Origin of the sequence: Nostoc sp. CCY 9925, from assembly GCF_963920935.1 — a bacterium.
Classification (GTDB): domain Bacteria; phylum Cyanobacteriota; class Cyanobacteriia; order Cyanobacteriales; family Nostocaceae; genus Nostoc.
This window is the reverse complement of the sequence record NZ_CAWUDO010000009.1, coordinates 14,600-33,099: the sequence shown is the minus strand read 5'-3', so window position 1 is coordinate 33,099 and position 18,500 is coordinate 14,600. Positions and strand designations below refer to the sequence as shown.

Annotated in this window: 20 protein-coding genes; 10 read left to right on the top strand and 10 right to left on the bottom strand. The window is 41.6% G+C overall.

Annotated features, from left to right (window positions below):
* Positions 1-19 precede the first annotated feature (19 nt).
* Complete coding sequence (locus ACM0OY_RS07180) at positions 20-319, bottom strand: 30S ribosomal protein PSRP-3 (RefSeq protein ID WP_045870192.1); 300 nt, start codon at positions 317-319, stop codon at positions 20-22.
* A gap of 206 nt (positions 320-525) precedes the next feature.
* Between ACM0OY_RS07180 and ACM0OY_RS07175 the strand changes: the two genes are divergently transcribed.
* From ACM0OY_RS07175 to map, 4 genes are all read left to right on the top strand, one after another.
* On the top strand, positions 526-996 hold the full coding sequence (locus tag ACM0OY_RS07175) for a DUF29 domain-containing protein (RefSeq protein ID WP_414568172.1): 471 nt from the start codon (positions 526-528) through the stop codon (positions 994-996).
* 94 nt (positions 997-1,090) lie between these two features.
* Positions 1,091-1,717 carry a hypothetical protein gene (locus tag ACM0OY_RS07170; RefSeq protein ID WP_414568171.1) on the top strand — a complete coding sequence of 209 codons (627 nt, stop codon included), beginning with the start codon at positions 1,091-1,093 and terminating at the stop codon, positions 1,715-1,717.
* A gap of 171 nt (positions 1,718-1,888) precedes the next feature.
* A complete protein-coding gene (locus tag ACM0OY_RS07165; RefSeq protein WP_414568170.1) occupies positions 1,889-2,695 on the top strand; it encodes a TIGR01548 family HAD-type hydrolase in 807 nt (268 codons plus the stop codon).
* Between the two features lie 94 nt (positions 2,696-2,789).
* The gene (gene map, locus ACM0OY_RS07160) at positions 2,790-3,617 is read left to right on the top strand and encodes a type I methionyl aminopeptidase (protein ID WP_414568169.1); all 828 of its coding nucleotides are present in this window, start codon (positions 2,790-2,792) and stop codon (positions 3,615-3,617) included.
* A gap of 494 nt (positions 3,618-4,111) precedes the next feature.
* Here the strand turns inward: map and ACM0OY_RS07155 are convergent, their stop codons facing one another.
* From ACM0OY_RS07155 to sufB, 4 genes are all read right to left on the bottom strand, one after another.
* On the bottom strand, positions 4,112-5,374 hold the full coding sequence (locus ACM0OY_RS07155) for a cysteine desulfurase (protein WP_414568168.1): 1,263 nt from the start codon (positions 5,372-5,374) through the stop codon (positions 4,112-4,114).
* Positions 5,375-5,434: 60 nt separating this feature from the next.
* A complete protein-coding gene (sufD, locus tag ACM0OY_RS07150; protein WP_414568167.1) occupies positions 5,435-6,805 on the bottom strand; it encodes a Fe-S cluster assembly protein SufD in 1,371 nt (456 codons plus the stop codon).
* Positions 6,805-7,593: a Fe-S cluster assembly ATPase SufC gene (gene sufC, locus ACM0OY_RS07145; RefSeq protein ID WP_414568166.1), complete on the bottom strand. Its 789-nt coding sequence runs from the start codon at positions 7,591-7,593 to the stop codon at positions 6,805-6,807. The genes sufD and sufC overlap by 1 nt, the downstream gene beginning before the upstream one ends.
* A gap of 130 nt (positions 7,594-7,723) precedes the next feature.
* On the bottom strand, positions 7,724-9,163 hold the full coding sequence (gene sufB / locus ACM0OY_RS07140) for a Fe-S cluster assembly protein SufB (protein ID WP_414568165.1): 1,440 nt from the start codon (positions 9,161-9,163) through the stop codon (positions 7,724-7,726).
* A gap of 243 nt (positions 9,164-9,406) precedes the next feature.
* On the opposite strand from sufB, the gene sufR reads away from it, so the two are divergent.
* Both sufR and ACM0OY_RS07130 read left to right on the top strand, forming a co-directional pair.
* On the top strand, positions 9,407-10,087 hold the full coding sequence (gene sufR, locus ACM0OY_RS07135) for an iron-sulfur cluster biosynthesis transcriptional regulator SufR (protein WP_414568259.1): 681 nt from the start codon (positions 9,407-9,409) through the stop codon (positions 10,085-10,087).
* A gap of 79 nt (positions 10,088-10,166) precedes the next feature.
* On the top strand, positions 10,167-10,427 hold the full coding sequence (locus ACM0OY_RS07130; protein ID WP_414568164.1) for a hypothetical protein: 261 nt from the start codon (positions 10,167-10,169) through the stop codon (positions 10,425-10,427).
* A gap of 257 nt (positions 10,428-10,684) precedes the next feature.
* Here ACM0OY_RS07130 and ACM0OY_RS07125 read toward each other — a convergent pair whose 3' ends face one another.
* Positions 10,685-11,014 carry a KGG domain-containing protein gene (locus ACM0OY_RS07125; protein WP_414568163.1) on the bottom strand — a complete coding sequence of 110 codons (330 nt, stop codon included), beginning with the start codon at positions 11,012-11,014 and terminating at the stop codon, positions 10,685-10,687.
* A gap of 365 nt (positions 11,015-11,379) precedes the next feature.
* Positions 11,380-11,574, bottom strand: coding sequence for a hypothetical protein (locus tag ACM0OY_RS07120; protein ID WP_414568162.1), 195 nt, complete (start codon positions 11,572-11,574; stop codon positions 11,380-11,382).
* Between ACM0OY_RS07120 and ACM0OY_RS07115 the strand changes: the two genes are divergently transcribed.
* Complete coding sequence (locus ACM0OY_RS07115) at positions 11,573-12,031, top strand: YbhB/YbcL family Raf kinase inhibitor-like protein (RefSeq protein WP_414568161.1); 459 nt, start codon at positions 11,573-11,575, stop codon at positions 12,029-12,031. The genes ACM0OY_RS07120 and ACM0OY_RS07115 overlap by 2 nt on opposite strands.
* Positions 12,032-12,105: 74 nt before the next feature.
* Here the strand turns inward: ACM0OY_RS07115 and ACM0OY_RS07110 are convergent, their stop codons facing one another.
* Together ACM0OY_RS07110 and ACM0OY_RS07105 are read right to left on the bottom strand one after the other, a co-directional pair.
* The gene (locus tag ACM0OY_RS07110) at positions 12,106-12,729 is read right to left on the bottom strand and encodes a hypothetical protein (RefSeq protein WP_414568160.1); all 624 of its coding nucleotides are present in this window, start codon (positions 12,727-12,729) and stop codon (positions 12,106-12,108) included.
* A gap of 337 nt (positions 12,730-13,066) precedes the next feature.
* Entirely contained in the window at positions 13,067-13,393 is a 327-nt protein-coding gene (locus tag ACM0OY_RS07105) for a YbjQ family protein (RefSeq protein WP_096534469.1), read from the bottom strand.
* 777 nt (positions 13,394-14,170) lie between these two features.
* Between ACM0OY_RS07105 and ACM0OY_RS07100 the strand changes: the two genes are divergently transcribed.
* Positions 14,171-14,851, top strand: a complete 681-nt coding sequence (locus tag ACM0OY_RS07100) for a tetratricopeptide repeat protein (protein WP_414568159.1) — start codon at positions 14,171-14,173, stop codon at positions 14,849-14,851.
* Between the two features lie 2 nt (positions 14,852-14,853).
* Here ACM0OY_RS07100 and ACM0OY_RS07095 read toward each other — a convergent pair whose 3' ends face one another.
* The gene (locus ACM0OY_RS07095; RefSeq protein ID WP_414568158.1) at positions 14,854-15,756 is read right to left on the bottom strand and encodes an ABC transporter ATP-binding protein; all 903 of its coding nucleotides are present in this window, start codon (positions 15,754-15,756) and stop codon (positions 14,854-14,856) included.
* A 1,138-nt stretch (positions 15,757-16,894) separates the two neighbouring features.
* On the opposite strand from ACM0OY_RS07095, the gene ACM0OY_RS07090 reads away from it, so the two are divergent.
* Entirely contained in the window at positions 16,895-17,644 is a 750-nt protein-coding gene (locus ACM0OY_RS07090; RefSeq protein ID WP_414568157.1) for a hypothetical protein, read from the top strand.
* Between the two features lie 3 nt (positions 17,645-17,647).
* A complete protein-coding gene (locus ACM0OY_RS07085; RefSeq protein WP_414568156.1) occupies positions 17,648-18,274 on the top strand; it encodes a DUF4231 domain-containing protein in 627 nt (208 codons plus the stop codon).
* The last annotated feature ends 226 nt before the right edge of the window (positions 18,275-18,500 follow it).

The window sequence follows — 18,500 nt, the reverse complement described above, 5'->3', positions numbered from 1 at the left end:
GAGAGTTGATTTTGGAATATCAAGCGCTACCTGTGAAGGCAACTTCCGGAAATTTCAACTGAGCTTCTGCCATTGGGCGGTTTCTGCCCTCTTCTTGCCAGTAGTTAATCACTTCAGTTGCTTTGTTAAGCAACTCGACGCGATCGAGGTCACTAATCCAGTGTTTGGATTCGAGTTCCTTCTTTAATTCTTCCCAGGCATCATTTCTCGGCCAGAAAAAGTACTTGGTCAAAGGACTTGTGCCTTTACCGACAACTTGATCGACTGCTAGAGCGACGTTTTCGTCTAACCACAGAATTTTCAAAATAAACTTGGTCAATCACACCTCCGGGAATTTCCGGGCATTACTTAACTAGGATAGCGATCGCTTATTTTAACGCAATACCCCATCAATGACCAAATAGTGATGGGTATGGGGCATGGGGAGATGGTGGAGATGAGGGGACAAGGAGAATGACTAATGACAAAATTAATGATTGAAAATGGGCTAACATCAAGTGTAGTCGGCGCTAACTACAGATGCTTATGACTGCTCAACTATCCCAATCTCAAACATCTGGTTCAGATTTGTATGAGCAAGACTTTTACTTGTGGATTCAAACCACAGCAGAACTGCTCAAGCAAAAGAATTTTACACAACTGGACTTAGAGAATTTAATTGAAGAAATTGAAGCAATGGGTAGGAGTGAAAAGAAAGCACTCAGAAGCAATTTGGAAGTGTTGTTAATGCATCTATTGAAGTATAAGTATCAGCCCGAAAAGCGCTCTGGCAGTTGGCAAGCAACGATTCGAGAGCATCGCAAACGCCTCAGAGAAGCTCTAGAAGAAAGTCCTAGCCTCAAACCCTATTTTGATGAGGTTCTTGGGCAGTGTTATGACCACGCTAGACTATTGGCTGCTGATGAAACTGAATTAGCTGTGGCAACGTTCCCGGAACAATCTCCCTTCACCCCAGAGCAAGTCCTCAACCCCGATTTTTTACCTGAATTGAGATAATTCGTCAGATTTAGACCCATTAGCATAGTTATCGAAGGGGGTGCGATTAAGATCGGGATGCAGTCTGAAGCGTTAAAATGAGGTGAGCTTACTTATGGGTGTTTCTGTACTCTACAGCGCAATTCCTCCTTGCAGTACGCTGTACGCACGCCTTCAACGTGAAAAGGCACTCAGCATCCTTGTTGTTTCTCTTTTCCCCCATGGTTGCGGCATTTTCCGCTTTTTTGAGATGGAGTCTGAAGAGATTAATGAAATCCTTGAAGATGTTATCGAAACACACCAAGAGACTTTTGGATCTGAGCTAGAAGCAGATCGGGTAATCGCCCAATTGCGGTCTGAGTTAAGGCTTACTCGTCAAGCCTATCCAGGGATTGAAGATAGAACAGCATCACTAGAAAAATCATCTGCTGAGATCGAGGAACGTTTGTCGCAGGAGCTATCGAGAAGAAAGTTTGCGAATGCCAATGAGATTGTTGAAAAGCTCATGTTCGGAGATCAAACTCTTGCTCCAACTCTGTTGCCGAAAGAGGAGTCATTGGGACTTATATCCCGTGAGCTAGTCAGTGAAGGAGCCAGCATTTTTCGACAGATCGATCCTGAAACACTGTTTGCAAGAGATGAAGGTTGGGAAGGATGGTGTCTTAACGACTTAGAGCGGTGGAGAGGTTTGTATCTTTCAGCATCTGAGAAAAATGAGGAGATATTGGTTGGAGCTGCTTGAGGCAACAGCGAGCTAACAAGTCAATCCAGCGAATTGAACCAGCATGTTGTTGTCCTAATTGCTGACATTGCCATTGGTAGGTTTCCGGAAGAATTACCTCGACCCCGATTTTTTACCTGAGTCGTAATCGGAAGCTCTATGATGATGTAAAACTATTCTGCTTCCTACCCCATGACTCAAGAAACTTCCACAAAAGCAGCTGTTGTTTTCGATATTGATGGTGTTGTACGTGATGTCAGTGGTTCTTATCGTCGAGCGATCGCAGATACCGTAGAATACTTTACCAATGCTGCATATCGTCCCACACCCGTAGATATTGACCAACTAAAATCGGAAGGTGTATGGAATAACGATTGGGAAGCATCCCAGGAATTAATTTACCGCTACTTTACCGCTCAAGGAGAGATCCGCAAGGAATTGCAACTAGATTACAATGCGATCGTTGCTTTCTTCCAATCGCGTTATCGAGGCCCAGACCCCAACAATTTGACAGGCTATATCTGTCATGAACCCTTATTATTACAACCTAACTACTTAGAGCAACTTACCCAAGCTGGGATTGCTTGGGGATTTTTCAGCGGCGCTACTCGTGTTTCGGCTAACTATGTCTTAGAAAAACGCCTGGGCTTGCAATCTCCGGTATTGATTGCGATGGAGGATGCACCAGGTAAACCTGACCCCACTGGACTTTTTGCTACAGTTGCTGAATTAGAAAATGGAATTGAGCAAAAATCAGCGATCGTGTATGTAGGGGATACAGTAGCGGACATGTATACTATTGAGAAAGCACGAAATTTAGATTCTACTCGCATTTGGATTGGTGTGGGGGTTCTACCGCCACATGTGCAAGAAACAGCAGCGCGGGGTGAAGCTTATGGTGAAACACTGCTAAGGGCTGGAGCTGCGATCGTTTTACCTAATGTACAAGAATTGACTCCAAAGCAGATTCACAAATTAATTAGCAGAGTGTGTGCTTAAAAATAAGCTAATTTAGATATAGATATTATTTCTCAATTAACTTAGAAAAGCATTGATACTTAAGCTGCAAAGCCCCAGTAATTATTAATTTCCCATGAACATTTTCAGTAACTTACTTTCTCAACCAACTCAGCCTGCACCTGCAAAAAAACAACGTCGAGGAATTGAAATTAAATCACCGCGTGAAATCGAAATCATGCGGCAATCAGCGGCAATTGTAGCAACTGTGCTAAAAGAAATTTCTGAGCTAGTAAAGCCAGGAATGACGACAGCTGACTTGGATGCTTATGCGGAAAAACGCATCCGCGAAATGGGCGCAACACCAAGTTTTAAAGGATATCATGGGTTTCCAGGTTCTATTTGCTCCAGCATTAATAATGAAGTAGTACATGGTATTCCTAGTCCCAAGAAAGTAATTCGCCCTGGGGATGTATTAAAGGTTGATACAGGCGCTTATTACCAAGGCTTTCATGGTGATTCTTGCATTACAATTGCTGTTGGAGAGGTGACCCCACTAGCAGCTAAACTAATTCGCGTTGCAGAAGAGGCTTTATTTAAGGGCATTGAACAAGTTAAGGCTGGTGTATACTTGCTTGATCTGGCTGGGCCGATTGAAGACCATGTGAAAGCTAACGGCTTTAGTATCGTTGAAGAGTTTACCGGACACGGTGTTGGTCGTAACTTGCATGAAGAACCTTCAGTATTCAATTTCCGTACTAGGGAACTGCCAAACGTTAAACTTCGTGCGGGTATGACGCTGGCAATTGAACCAATTGTAAATGCGGGTTCTAGACATACACGTACATTATCTGACCGTTGGACAGCTGTGACTGTAGATAATGCTTTATCCGCTCAGTTTGAGCATACGGTGTTGGTCACGGAAACTGGTTATGAGATTTTAACTGACCGTTCTAAGGTTTAATTACTAGTTCAACTTAGATGTTATTGAGAGAGGCGAAGCTTTAAAATAAGGCGATTTGCCTCTTTATTTTTTTATACATGAGTATTTTGACTTACTATATTTTTGTTAATTCAACCCACATTCCGCACCCTAAAGTGTCACATAGGATTATTAACTAACTTAAAGAGTTACTAAGCTGTCGCGTATTTAATTTGCACAACTAGGGCGGGCAAGATGCCCACCCTACAACAGATTCATTTTTTTGAGGATGCAAATTAAAATATTTTTAGCTGATCAATTTAAATTGATTTAAAAATAAAATTTATTTATATTTTTTAACAACAACTGACCGAAACAGACTCATGATACAAGCCCCATTATTTATTTATGAGGATTATTAATTTTGAATTTTGAATTCGGAGCAAAGCGACGTAACTCTACCTAAATAAGTGAAATTGTGCCAAATATTATTAATTAATAATTGGCACAATTCAGTATCTAAACATTATCTATTTTTAACTAGAGAATTCAGCAAAAAAGTCTAGGGTTTCCTTTAGTGCTTTGATGAAAACATCAATTTCCTCACGGGTATTGTAGAAGGATAAACTTGCTCGCGCGGTTGCAGGAAGTCCTAAGTAGCGGTGTAATGGCTGAGTGCAATGATGTCCAGAACGAATGGCAACGCCTTCTTGATCTAATAATGTAGATAAGTCGTTGGGGTGGACATCTCCGGCGGTGAATGTAGCTAAAGCGGCTCTACCTTCTCCTTGAGCATTTGGTTTGGGGCCGTAAATCCGAATTTGGGGAATTTGCTCTAATTGTTGGAACAGATAAGCTGTTAATTCGGCTTCGTAGGCGTGGATTTTATCCATACCAATACTACTAAGATAATCTATTGCAGCACCCAAAGCGATCGCTTCCCCGATCGCAGGTGTACCAGCTTCAAATTTATGCGGTAATTCTGCATAGGTGGAATGGTCTAAATACACCTCTGCAATCATTTCACCACCGCCAAAAAATGGAGGCATTGATTCTAACAATTCCAACTTGCCATACAAAAATCCGATGCCAGTTGGAGCGCACATTTTATGGCCGGAAGCAACCAACCAATCACAATCTATTTGTTGGACATCAGTGGGGAAGTGAGGTACACTTTGACAAGCATCGACTAAGAATTTCGCACCGTATCTGTGAGCGATCGCACCAATTTCTGCTACTGGATTAATACAACCCAAAGTATTAGAAATATGCACAACTGACACCAGTTTTGTTTTATCAGAAATCAGTTGTTTAAACTGTTCCAAATCAAAAGTTTCTTCTGGTGTAAGTTCGACAAATTTTAACACCGCACCAGTTTTTTGTGCCACTAATTGCCACGGCACAATATTACTATGGTGTTCCATTACCGAGAGAATAATCTCATCTCCCGGCTGTAAATTATTCATTCCCCAACTGTAAGCGACAAGATTAATCGCCTCACTGGCATTGCGGGTGTAAACAATTTCCTGACGCGATGCAGCATTAATAAATTTGGCAACTTTATCTCGTGCAGCTTCATAAGCATCAGTAGCCTTAGCACTGAGGGTATGGGCACCCCGATGTACATTGGCATTATATTGCTCGTAATAATCCCGCAGGGTATTTAATACGAGTAAAGGCTTTTGAGACGTTGCAGCATTATCGAGATAAACTAGGGTTTTCTCATTGACTTCCTGATGCAAAATTGGGAAGTCAGCGCGAACTTTATCGGCTAGGGTTTTAGTAGTGGTGAAAGTCATTGGTAGATTAGTTATTAGTCATTAGTAGAGACGCGATTAATCGCGTCTCTACAATAGCCATTAGTCATTAGTCAGAGACTTTAGACTATTGACTGTGTTTAGTAATCTTTCTCTGAGAGAGGCAACAGGTATTTGGTTGATAATTTCAGCAGCAAAGGCGTTAATTAACAACTTACGAGCATCATTTTCATCAATTCCCCGACTTTGGAGGTAGAAGATTTCATCATCCTCCAATTGACTGACAGTAGCGCCGTGAGCGCATTTGACATTATCCGCAGTAATTTCTAATTGGGGTTTAGTATCTACTCTGGCTTTTGATGATAGCAGCAAATTGCGATTTAACTGAGCTGCATCTGTCAGCTGCGCTGGCTTGGGTACAAAAACTTTACCATTGAATACTGCATGAGCGCGATCGCCAACGATACACTTATGCAACTGTTTACTTGTACCATAAGGATAATTCAGAGCGATCGCACTGTGAGTATCCGCCAGCTGTTTGCCAGAAATCATCGTCAACCCATTGAGAGTAGTTTGGGTTTGCTCGCCAGTTTGTAAAATCTCCAAATTATGCCGCGATAATTTGCCACCGAAAGTTATGGCATGACAAGTATATCGACTATCACGGGACTGAGCGATCGCAGTCTTCCCAACATGAAAAGCCTCTCCACCTTCTTGCTCAACCCTAGTGTGACTCACCTCGGCATTCTCACCAACCCAAACTTCCGTCACCGCATTCGTAAAATATCTCTCTTTCTCTGCGCCCTCTGCGCCTCTGCGGTTCGTATACTCCTCAACCAAAGTCACCTGCGAACCACCTTCCGCCACCACCAAACAACGCGGCTGCGAAATCGTCGCATTCTCACCCGCAACTGCAACAAACACCAAATGAATTGGGGTCTCAACTACCACATTCTTCTTCACCCAAACCACCGCTGCATCATTTATTCCAGCAGTATTGAGAGCCGTGAAAACTTCCTGCGCTCCCTCAGCTTGAGCTAAATACTGTTGTACAGCCTCTTGCTCACCCACTGGTAACCCAGCCAAGTTACTCACCACCACCCCAGTCGGTAAATCTGCGACTGCGGATAACCCCGGCGCATAAACACCATTCACAAAAACCAAACGACTATTAGCCGCTTCTGGCAAAATTTCCGGTAGAGACGCTACATCTAACGTCTCTACATTAAACTGCACTTGTCGCAGAGAAGACAAATCAGTAAATCGCCATTCTTCCTCGCGAGTGCTGGGGATAGAGGAGTGACGTACCAAATTAGCAGCGCTTTCACGTATACCTTGCAACCATCCCTCTGTTTTTGATGCACTGACTTGATTTAACAAGTTAATTAAATAGGCATCTTTATCTAACAGAGTAGCTGTCAAACTCACTGCACCGGAGTTAGGAATTGGACTGGGAGAAACTTGAATACTCATTAGACACCCACCTCAGCTGCAAACTCTTCCAGCACCCAGTCATAACCGCGAGACTCCAACTCTAATGCCAATTCCTTACCGCCACTGGTGAGAATCCGCCCGTTGGCCATCACATGCACAAAATCTGGGACAATATAATCGAGTAACCGTTGGTAGTGGGTAATCAAAATCGTGGAATTTTCTGGACTTGCCAGTTGATTTACCCCATTCGCCACAATTCTCAGCGCGTCAATATCTAAACCCGAATCTGTTTCATCCAGAATTGCCAACTTCGGTTCTAGCAGCGCCATTTGCAGAATTTCATTCCGCTTTTTCTCTCCACCAGAAAACCCTTCATTTAAACTCCGATTGAGGAAAGCGGCATTCATTTTTACCACATCCAGCTTTTCCTCAATTAAATCGTCAAAATCAAACGCGTCTATTTCTTCTAAACCCTGTGCTTTCTGCCGGGAATTGTACGCCACCCGCAAGAAATCCAAATTGCTCACACCAGGAATTTCCAGCGGATATTGAAAAGCCAAAAACACACCACTTCTGGCGCGTTCCTCTGGTTCCAACTCCAGCAAATTTTGTCCTTGGAAAATTACTTCACCGCCAGTCACCTCATACGCCGGGTGTCCAGCCAACACCTTAGAAAAGGTACTCTTACCAGAACCATTCGGCCCCATGATCGCATGAATTTCACCCGATCGCACCTCCAGATTCACACCCTTTAAAATCGGTGTCCCATCAACATTAGCCGTCAGATTCCTTACCGACAGCACAACTTCACTATTTTCAATAATCATCTTCTCTCTCTTCTCTTAAGTTCGTAGTCGGCGCTTTAGCGCTTTTCTCTAGCCCTAAAGTGCCTAACTGCAAGGATTCATCTTTTTGGTTCGTAGTGATTTTCCAGCACTAAAGCGCTAGCTACAAGCCTTATCCAACACTGCCTTCCAACTTCAAACTCAACAACTTATCAGCTTCCACAGCAAACTCCATCGGTAGCTGATTGAAAACATCCTTACAGAAGCCGCTAATCATCATCGAAATCGCGTCTTCTGAAGAAATACCCCGTTGAGCGAAGTAAAATAGCTGGTCTTCCCCAATCTTGGAAGTAGAAGCTTCATGCTCCACTTTTGCAGTATTATTTTGCACCTGTATATAAGGGAAAGTATTGGCGTGGGCATTATCCCCAATCAGCATTGAGTCGCACTGAGAATAGTTTCTAGCCCCTTTAGCATTCGGGTTGACTTTCACCAAACCCCGGTAACTGTTACTAGAATTACCTGCGGAGATTCCCTTAGAAATAATTGTACTGCGGGTATTTTTACCAACGTGAATCATCTTCGTACCCGTGTCGGCTTGCTGCATGTTATTTGTCAGCGCCACCGAGTAGAACTCACCCACAGAGTTATCACCCACCAACACGCAGCTAGGATACTTCCAAGTAATTGCCGAACCTGTTTCTACTTGAGTCCAGGAAATCTTGGAATTTACGCCCTGACACAAACCGCGCTTGGTGACAAAGTTGTAAATACCGCCTTTACCGTTAGCATCTCCAGCGTACCAGTTTTGGACGGTAGAGTATTTGATTTCGGCGTTGTCGAGGGCGACGAGTTCCACCACAGCCGCGTGCAGCTGGTTGCTGTCATACATTGGTGCGGTGCAACCTTCCAGGTAGGAAACGTAGCTACCTTCTTCGGCGACAATCAAAGTCCGCTCAAATTGTCCCGTATCTCCAGAGTTGATGCGGAAGTAGGTAGACAGTTCCATCGGACATTTGACGCCTTTGGGAATGTAGACAAAGGAACCATCGCTAAATACAGCGGCGTTGAGAGCAGCAAAATAGTTGTCAGCTATGGGAACTACACTACCCAGGTATTTTTGGATTAGTTCTGGGTGTTCCTGCAAAGCTTCGGAAATCGAACAGAAAATAACGCCGTCTTTAGCTAGCTTTTCTTTAAATGTAGTGGCAACAGAAACACTATCGAAAATCGCATCTACAGCAACGTTGGCCAGTCGCTTTTGTTCAGACAGGGGAATACCCAGCTTTTCAAAGGTTTCTAGTAGAGTTGGATCGACTTCATCCAAGCTGTTGAGTTTTTCTTTCTTGCGTTTTGGTGCTGAGTAATAAATGATATCTTGATAGTTAATTGGCGGATACTTGACGTTAGGCCAAGTTGGTTCTGTCATTTTTTGCCACTGGCGATAAGCCTTGAGGCGAAAGTCCAACATGAATTGTGGCTCGTTCTTCTTCGCTGAAATCAAGCGGATAACATCCTCGTCTAGTCCGCGAGGGATAGTGTCCGTCTCAATGTCGGTGATAAAGCCGTACTTGTAAGGTTGGTTGACTAAGGTTTTGACAGTGGCACTCATCGGTAGTAATCTCTCGTGTTCAGTTCAATCTCTTTAAGAATGGGAGACAAGATCTCTTTTTGCCGACTCCCATCTCACGTTACGGAGTGGTTACACGGCTGCTAGAATGGTGGTGGAGAGTAAAACAACGGCTATGTTGTTTTATGTATCTCCATTTTACGCTAAATTAACAACAACAATGTTGTCAAAGTCAAATTTTAAGAGAAATTTTTGGGACGTTCCCGCAGCGTCTCACACCAGAAGATGGCGACTATCAACCAGTCCTCAACCAAGCAAGAAATCCTAGAATATCTGCACAAGCACCAAAAAGCAACGGCTATTGAGCTAGCCGAAGTTTTAGATGTGAGCAAGCAAGCGATCCGCCGTCACCTCAAAGATTTGGAGACGGAGGAGCTAGTTTTATTTTCGATATCAGAGCAAGCCGGAATGGGGCGTCCGCAGCACGTTTATCAACTGAGTCGTCAGGGACGCGATCGCTTGCATCGCACAATCAGCGATCGCTTTGGTGATGCCAGCGGCAATTTTGCTGTTTCGCTGCTGGATACCTTAGCAGAAACCGTGGGGCATGACCAATTTAAAACGATTTTACAGAAACAGTGGGAGCGTAAAGCTCAAGAATATCGCGATCGCGTGGGTAATGGTTCGCTAAGAGAACGTGTAGCCAACCTAGTAGAGTTGAGAAAAGCTGAAGGCTTCATGGCCGAATTTCACTCTGTTGATGTCAATGACTGCTCTAAAGGTGAAAGCTTCATATTCATAGAGCATAACTGCGCCATTTCCAACGTTGCTGAATCTTTTCCCACCATTTGTGGTCATGAATTAGAAATGTTTGCTGGTGTTTTACCAGATTGTACAGTAGAACGCACCCACTGGATTATCAACGGCGAACACCGTTGTGGTTATTTGGTGCAAGCTCGTCATTAGTCATTAGTCATTAGTCATTAGTCAAAACTAATCTCCAATGCCCTATGCCCAATAATCAACTAAATTTGAGATACCATTTATGGATGTAGCACCACAGCAACCATCAACACAATTTTTAACCTTGGAAGAATCAGCAAAAGTAGACGCGGCTTTGTTGTCTTCTCCAGAAAAGTTTTTAACAAGATTGACAATTTCATCACTTAAACTTTTAAAATATATTGCTCAAGAGTACGGTGTTGCTATTGAAGATTTGACAACACAACAAGTAATTGCCTGGTTTGAAAAAGATAGCAAAATTCGACGTGAGCAAGGGATTGAAGCTTCATATCTCAAATGGTGAACTCTAGTAATAAAGTTTAGCTTCAGTAAAAAAATAACCAAACACAATATCCCACTTCTAATAAATATAAATAGTTATTAAAAGCGGGATATTAACAGATAAAATATCTTGGAAACTATGCCTAAAAGCTAGTTATGGAAGCGAGAAATTTCAAGTGAGTGATGATGCCTTTACCCTTTTCCTAAACCACCACAGAAGTTTTTGGCACTTATCCAAAAAGTATTGAGATGTGCTGCATTAAATGGGCGACAGCTTATCTATTTATTTTTGTGACTCTGCCGTCCTGCCTTAGCATGTTGTTCTGGTGTGCCTCCTTGGGTTCCCTTTTCTTCAGTATCGGTATCTTCTTTATCTTGATTACGACTGCCCTTGTGGGAACTCTTGCCGCCCTCACGGCCAATTTCAGCCATATGTTCTCTATCCTGACTTACAGCTTCACCACCTTTGTGTCCGGCTTCACGAGCTTCTTCAGATGTAAACTCATGGGCAGTACCCTTCTCATGAGCAGCTTGTCCGCCCTTACTCGCTATTTCGCGTTGCTTGTCATCATCCATCGAAGCAAAGCCACGTTTGCTTGTATCTGACATGATAGTACTCCTTGCAACTAATTAAAGCTTTTACTTTTTTTCAGGCAATCAAAACCTTAAATCGGTTTCCATTACATCAATTATTGACTTTCTCAATTTAGCTACTCAAATGAAGTAGATTCATGAACCTTAGGAAATAGAAAATAAAAATTTTGACTCAACTTTTGGTATAGTACTAAAGTTATTATTACCTATCAAATATCCTAGCTAAAATACAGCTAATTACTCTTTATTTTCGCTGCCTGCATCCTTATACCGTTTCTTTGTGAAGCTGCATATATTTACCCCCCGCTACGCCGTCCCCCCTTGGCAAGGGGGGACTACAGGGGGGTCTTGATTATGTGCAGCTTCATACAGAATTGGTATTAGTAACTTCCAATAGAAAAATCTTCCACAATGAGGATAATTATTGGTGAGAAAATAGAAATTTTTATATATAAATTTATGCTGACATTTGGGTCAACGGGATTATTTTTAGATAGTTGTAGTTCTGGCGATCGCGGCAATACTCCAATCAATTTCAGCAATAGCGGCCAATCAAAAAAGGAAGTAAAAACCATGAAATTGGAAAGCAGTGCTTTTAACGCTAATGAATTAATTCCTGCTAAATACACCTGTGATGGCAAAGATATTTCTCCACCTCTCCTTTGGGATGAACTCCCAACAGAAACACAAAGCATAGCGTTGATTGTCGATGATCCTGATGCACCTGGACGAACATTTGTTCATTGGGTTATTTACGATATTCCTAATACAATTTGCCAATTACCAGAGAATATTCCATCTGTAAAAACTCTACCCAATGGTGGGGTACAGGGCAAGAATGATTTTGGCAAGTTTGGTTACGGTGGTCCCTGTCCACCTAGTGGTATCCATCGCTACTTTTTTAAAGTTTATGCTTTAGATAAAAGTTTGGGTTTGGCAGAAGGGGCTACAAAAAACCAAATTTTAGCAGCAATGGAAGGCCATGTTTTGGCAACAGCAGAATTAATTGGACGCTACAAACGCCAGCCTTAAATAATAAACAAAAAGCACCTTTTTTCAAGGTGCTTTTATTTGAAATAAATCATGTTTGATTTTTCAGACAATTTTTAAGGATTGTAATTGTTAGCCCGGGGACTGCGAGCACCCGATACAGCTCCCATCATTGCGGCTACTAAACCTAACAACGAACCAAACACAAACCACCACAATCCTGAACGCACATTTGCTGCAATATCACGAGCTTCTTGAGCAGTTACGTTTGTCCGGGGTAGATTAGGGGTACCAACCTGGTTTATGACTTCCCCAGCGTTGGAAGCAGCAACACCAAAAGCACCAGATACTCCATTTGCCAATAACCACGAGCTAACTGCCAAAGTAGTTGCCCAAAGAATTGCGCCGTTAAGAAGAGCTGTATTGCGGTTCATTGGTCCACAAGCACGGGCTGTAACCCAACCACCAGTAAATAGGGAAATTAACAAAGCGATAGTTGACCAAAGCCCCGCATTACCCGCAGCGTTAGGGGCAATTGACCTGGGTGCACCTGAACCTTCAACTGTACCAGCTGCAACAGCACCAATTATAGCGCTCAAAATTAATTGAGTAGCTAAAGCAACTAACAAACCACCAATAATTGGCCCCCAGCGAACAAGATCGTGATATTCAGATGTTCTACCTGCTACCACAGGATCAGTAGAAATAACATCATTGCCTGTTCGATTTACGTATGACATAGCTTATATTCTCCAGTGCTGTTTTAGCAAAGTTTCTGTTCAGGTATATTTATGTTCATGCTTATAAATTAAATAACTAAATTATCTGTTTTTATATCTATCAATAGAAATAAGTAATATGTCTATCTTTAGTTATAAAGAAGAAACTGTATTTAAAGGCTGTAATACAATTTAACCTGGATTCAGTTTTTGAATAATTATTCAGAAAATTTCCATGTAAAAAATTTTAAATTAAAATACAATTATTAAATTGTCCAATCGGCTAGCTTAATGGTATATGTAATTAGACTTAATCCAAAACTTTATAACCATTGTCAAAACTAAAAATAATCAAAAATTAACGTATTCTCACAGCAGTACCTGTAGCGGTAATCAGCATTAAAACTCCCGACTGGTCAACATTGATTGTGCCAGTATCAATTTCAATACCGATTACAGCATTTGCTCCTAAACGTTGTGCTCGTTGTTCTAATTCTTCTAGGGCTTTGCGTTGACCCTGCTCAAATAAACGCTCGTAACTGCCGGTGCGTCCCCCAACAATATCCCGAATTCCGGCTAAAAAATCTCGCAAAAAATTACTACCATACACGACTTCTGCTGTCACAATACCTAAATATGATTCGATAACGGCTCCTTGAATCACATCAGTGGTAGTTATAATCATAAAATTACCCTCATGAATATGCATTAATATTATATATACTAATCGGCTTTGATATTTAAACTTATTTGCGTACTCAAGTAGTGGCTAAAGACGCGATTAATTAATAGCGTCTCTACCTACTTTCTTTTTCCAAATAGGTGGATATTATTAAACTAGCGATTATAAGTCATTTATACCTAGACAAGTTGCTTGTGTTGTAGACAAGTTTGATAAATATACTCTCACAGAATTAAGAAAAGCGATCGCCACTCTACTAAGCGAGTATTGTCTAACTACAAACACGACTTTTAGGAACATTTTGTTTGTTGGATTGATCTTACCGTTTAATGACTAAAAACGGATGTTAACCCTTGGATATTGGTTTACCAAAGTTAGTATCAAGGGCTAAAATCTGAGAAAAATTGGATACAGACTTAGCAAGTTATTAAATAAAATAATAAACAGCTATGAATGTTAAACTCTTTGGAAATATTGGTGCATCACCTATTGTTCATTAATTGAGACATATGTCGATATATTAACTAATACGTAGAAGCACTGATAAAAAAGTGTAATTTTTTTGTTTTAATGATTTATCTGTAGAAGAATTGGCTTTGCTAGTTGAGATCTAACACTCCACCATTCAGTAAAAGCTCTGTTATCTAGTCCTGATTGTAAAGGAAAGAGCAAATGAACTATCAACATCTTAATCAATACGAAAAAATACAGTTTTCAAAAGTCCACATTTTTGTTTTAATGTACAAGAAAAAAGTTCTCTAAAATTTCAGGAAATTTACTGTGTACAAGCCAACATCATTTGTGTTTAGTGTGGTGTTACTAGGATGTTTTGCCTTTACCATGCCTGCGCCGACTCAGGCTCAGGTGTTAGTGGCGCAAACTAAAAACGCAGAATTAAAGCAATTACTAGAAGAAGGGCGGAGGTTGGTTGATACAGGCGATTATGGTGGTGCGATCGCTGTTTATCAACAAGCAGCGGCTATAGATCCCAAGAATGCTAAAATTTATTCTGGTATTGGTTACTTATACGCTCAACAAGGGAATTATCAAGCGGCATTAACGGCTTATCGTCGGGCGATCGCTATCAACCCTAACAATAGTGATTTTTATTATGCTGTCGGTTACATCAAAGCCAATTTGGGAGATACCGCCGGAGCAAAAGAAGGTTACCGTCGTGCCATACAGCTGAACCGTAACAATGTTAACGCCTATTTAGGCTTAGCTGTAACTCAATCTCGTCTAGGAGATTATAGTGCAGCTAGCTGGGCATACGAACAAGCACTTAGCTTAGATAAAAATAATGCCCAGACTTATGAATTAATGGGTTCCATGTATAAACAGCGACGGCAAGCCAAACAAGCGAACAGTGCGCTTCAGAAAGCCCGCGATTTGTATAAGCGGCGCAATGACTTAGATGGTGTGGACAGAGTAGAAACCATGCTACGACAGCTAGGAGGATGAGATTAATCTAACTGGCGTCCCGTTAATTCCACAAAAATATCTTCCAGGTTAGAGGGACGCACCATCATTCCAGTTTTATCGGGCTGTTCATTCAAGTAGATGTTTGCTTCTTCCAACGAAGGGAAAAACAAATATTCCCAAGCTAGGGCGCTGTCACTTCCTACTTCAGATAAACCTAATTGCTTCATCACCAAACCTTCACCGTGAGTAGAACGTAGTTGTTTTAGCGTTCCCAAAGAAATCAGCTGACCGCCATCCATAATACCGATGCGTCCTGGCTTTGTGGAGCCGAAAGCATCACACAAAAATTCGACCTCATCCATATAATGGGTCGTTAGTAGCATCGTCATTCCCTGCTTATTCAAATCCCGAATAATTTCCCAAAGGCGCCGCCTGGTTTGAGGGTCTAGTCCTACCGTTGGTTCATCCAAAAACAACATTTGCGGTTCATGCAGTAAAGCCCTCGCTATTTGCAACCGTCGTTTCATACCCCCAGACAGAGTTTTGACCAAATCATTACGTTTTTCTGTGAGTTCAACATATTCTAGCCATTGATTAATTAATTGTTGTCGCTGCGGGTTGCTAATGTGATGTAGTCTCCCATGCAGTTCCATATTTTCCCAAACAGTTAAATCGTTATCTACACTGACTTGCTGCAAGACTACGCCAATACTCTGTTTTGCCAACATTGGTTGGCTGACCACATCATATCCATTTACTTCTATCCGTCCTTGGGAGGGTTTGGTTAGTGTAGTCAGCATCCGAATTGTCGTAGATTTTCCCGCACCGTTGGGGCCAAGTAGAGCAAATATTTCCCCCGCTTCAATTTGGAATGACAGGTCATTGACTACAGGTACTTTGTTGTAAAACTTGTAGACGTTTTCTAAGAAGACAGCAGCAGTCATGGTAATTTTGCCCCAGTTATAAATTTAATCAGTGATGTGATGGCGATCGCTAAAATAACAAATGCTGTCGCTAAAATAACAAATGCTGTCGCCGAAATAAAAATGCGATCGCTAAAATAACAAATGCTGTCGCTAAAATAACAAATGCTGTCGCTAAAATAAAAATGCGACCGCAAAAATAAAAATGCGACCGCAAAAATAACAAATGCTGTCGCCGAAATAAAAATGCGACCGCAAAAATAAAAATGCGACCGCAAAAATAACAAATGCTGTCGCCGAAATAACAAATGCTGTCGCCGAAGTAGCAAATCTACTCACCGAAATTTAGCTCTGTGTCCTCTAGGTCTGAAGTAGTCAAATAAATAACTTATAAACCACAGAGGCACAGAGAGCGCAGAGAGAAATCAAGAGATTTTATGCATCACGTTCAAAGAGGTACTGTTTTGTATCAAAAACTTGACAAGCACACACAACAAATTTTATTGTTTAGCGATGTGTTGAAACTAATCGACGCATCTCGCCCGAACCTTGAAAAGCGCATAACTTCGTTGACATGCGTCGATGCCTTGTGCAGTAAGGCTTTCAGGCTACAAAATTGACGAATTTTTGAAGATTTTTTGTCTTCATCAAGAGATGCGTCGATTAGGGGGTCTGAAACCCGCTCGTAGTAAGGTTTCCAAAAGTGAACTCTTTCCGATCACATCGCCCCGAAAGGGGATGGAAACTCGAGTGATCTGACTTTCGTGTCAATGGCAGTTAACTTTCCGATCACATCGCCCCGAAAGGGGATGGAAACTTGTTTACAAAATTCGCAGCAATTTCAGGCGAAACTTCTTTATGATCGCATCGCCCCGAAAGGGGATGGAAACACAAAAGCAAACCCAGATTTTCCCCAACAGGGATGAAAACGGGCGTTGCTGAATTTGAATATAAAATTTGAAAAATCAACTCTTCTCAACTCTTACTCTCTGCGACTCTGCGTCTCTGCGCGATCCAAATTCATATTTCTACTCAACAACGCCCGGATAAAAACGTTATAGAAACACGATTAATTGACTACTGTGCGTAATACGACGCTTGCCGAAGATGACTGCAAAGCACTACTCTGGAAAACTTAAGCAGTCAGCATTTTGGACAAATGAAAAATCGCTTAAAACTTACCTTTGACAGCGGACAAACAGCATTAGCTATTCGAGTTAATCAGCAAGCAGAATTGCCAAATACTCTAAAGCAAATAGGACTTAGCGATTCACGCCCTGTTTTAGTAGTGGTGGGGGGTGCAAGTAATATCAGTGAAGCCGACTTTCTCCGCATTCAACGGTTGTTTGTAGAAATTTTAGCCCCCATCGCCCAAACTTTGGGCGCTTATGTCGTCGATGGGGGTACGGATGCAGGAGTTATGCGATTAATGGGTGTGGCTCGTACCCAAATAGGTGCTAAGTTTGCTTTGGTTGGTGTGGCACCTGAAGGGAAAGTGGCTTTACCCAATGAATTAAAAGTTGCTGATTTAACGCCGTTAGAGCCAAATCATACCCATTTTTTGCTAGTTCCTGGTAGTAATTGGGGCGATGAATCTCCTTGGATATCTGATGTTGCAACGGTGTTAGCTGGTGGCGCACCTTCGGTGACTGTACTTTTGAACGGTGGCGAAGTTACCTTTAAGGATGCGTTTTCTAGCGTTAATACTGGTAGGTTAGTTGTAGCGATCGCTGGTAGTGGTAGAACCGCAGATATACTCGCTGGTGCTTTGCTTGGAAATGCGACTGACGATCGCGCTAAAGAGTTAGCGAAATCTGGTAAATTGCAGTGTATCAACTTAATCGATATAGAGAGGGGAGTTGATAACTTAGGCGAAATAATTAAGGGTTTGCTTTCCACCAAGGAGTAAATAATGGCAAAAAAAGATAGTTATCAAGAATTTTTAAAGGAAGATTTTAACAAATTATTTGCAGGGATGAAGCTAGGTGATGTGCAAAGGCATTTTTTGCGATCGCGCTGGTTAGACCAAGTACTTTGGATGGAAGGTAAGGCGAATTTTGCACGCGATCGCTATTATTTTTTGCGGCTAACAACTATTATTGGTGGCATAATTCTTCCTGCGTTAGTCAGTCTAAATATTAATACTATTTCTCCGGAAACTAAGACTACAAGAAATCTTATTATCGGTTCAACTTTTGTTATTAGTCAATTAGTTGCTATTAGTGCTGCCATTGAAGAATTTTTTCACTATGGAGAACGCTGGCGACACTATCGCCGCACAGTGGAATCTTTGAAAACCCAAGGATGGCAATTTTCGCAGTTGACAGGCCCTTATCGTCATTATACAAGCCACGAACAGGCATTTAATCTTTTTGCTGGTCAGGTAGAAGATATTATTCAGCGAGATGTGGAAGTATATGCCACTAAAGTTGTACAAGAGAACAAAGAAGAACAGCAGAATCAACAAAACTATATTCTCATGCAAAATACAAAAATAACTAATCTGGAAGACAAGAAAGAAGAAGAAGAAGAAAAATAGTAATAATTCTCACTTCGGAGTTCTTCTTGAAAGAAACTCCCCCCTGTTAGGTAAAACAAGGGGAGAGCTAAAACTAAAGTCCGGTAGGGTAATCGGGCTATTTAAGTTTTTATTATTTATCAACTTTATCTTATTCCTCCTGAAGACAGATAAATATCTGATTGAAATTCTATTTTGGTAGCTTTAAAACAAAAATTCCCTATTTCTCAAGAGAAATGAGGGAATG

Excerpts from the sequence above, each read along its gene's own strand:
- ACM0OY_RS07170 (WP_414568171.1), top strand. The coding sequence starts at position 1,091 with ATGGGTGTTTCTGTACTCTACAGCGCAATTCCTCCTTGCAGTACGCTG.
- sufB (WP_414568165.1), bottom strand. The coding sequence starts at position 9,163 with ATGAGTGCCACTGTCAAAACCTTAGTCAACCAACCTTACAAGTACGGC.
- ACM0OY_RS07130 (WP_414568164.1), top strand. The coding sequence starts at position 10,167 with ATGGATGTAGCACCACAGCAACCATCAACACAATTTTTAACCTTGGAA.
- ACM0OY_RS07155 (WP_414568168.1), bottom strand. The coding sequence starts at position 5,374 with ATGACTTTCACCACTACTAAAACCCTAGCCGATAAAGTTCGCGCTGAC.
- ACM0OY_RS07095 (WP_414568158.1), bottom strand. The coding sequence starts at position 15,756 with ATGACTGCTGCTGTCTTCTTAGAAAACGTCTACAAGTTTTACAACAAA.
- map (WP_414568169.1), top strand. The coding sequence starts at position 2,790 with ATGAACATTTTCAGTAACTTACTTTCTCAACCAACTCAGCCTGCACCT.
- ACM0OY_RS07105 (WP_096534469.1), bottom strand. The coding sequence starts at position 13,393 with ATGATTATAACTACCACTGATGTGATTCAAGGAGCCGTTATCGAATCA.
- ACM0OY_RS07115 (WP_414568161.1), top strand. The coding sequence starts at position 11,573 with ATGAAATTGGAAAGCAGTGCTTTTAACGCTAATGAATTAATTCCTGCT.
- ACM0OY_RS07165 (WP_414568170.1), top strand. The coding sequence starts at position 1,889 with ATGACTCAAGAAACTTCCACAAAAGCAGCTGTTGTTTTCGATATTGAT.
- sufD (WP_414568167.1), bottom strand. The coding sequence starts at position 6,805 with ATGAGTATTCAAGTTTCTCCCAGTCCAATTCCTAACTCCGGTGCAGTG.
- ACM0OY_RS07090 (WP_414568157.1), top strand. The coding sequence starts at position 16,895 with ATGAAAAATCGCTTAAAACTTACCTTTGACAGCGGACAAACAGCATTA.
- sufC (WP_414568166.1), bottom strand. The coding sequence starts at position 7,593 with ATGATTATTGAAAATAGTGAAGTTGTGCTGTCGGTAAGGAATCTGACG.
- ACM0OY_RS07085 (WP_414568156.1), top strand. The coding sequence starts at position 17,648 with ATGGCAAAAAAAGATAGTTATCAAGAATTTTTAAAGGAAGATTTTAAC.
- ACM0OY_RS07120 (WP_414568162.1), bottom strand. The coding sequence starts at position 11,574 with ATGGTTTTTACTTCCTTTTTTGATTGGCCGCTATTGCTGAAATTGATT.
- ACM0OY_RS07125 (WP_414568163.1), bottom strand. The coding sequence starts at position 11,014 with ATGTCAGATACAAGCAAACGTGGCTTTGCTTCGATGGATGATGACAAG.
- ACM0OY_RS07110 (WP_414568160.1), bottom strand. The coding sequence starts at position 12,729 with ATGTCATACGTAAATCGAACAGGCAATGATGTTATTTCTACTGATCCT.
- ACM0OY_RS07175 (WP_414568172.1), top strand. The coding sequence starts at position 526 with ATGACTGCTCAACTATCCCAATCTCAAACATCTGGTTCAGATTTGTAT.
- sufR (WP_414568259.1), top strand. The coding sequence starts at position 9,407 with ATGGCGACTATCAACCAGTCCTCAACCAAGCAAGAAATCCTAGAATAT.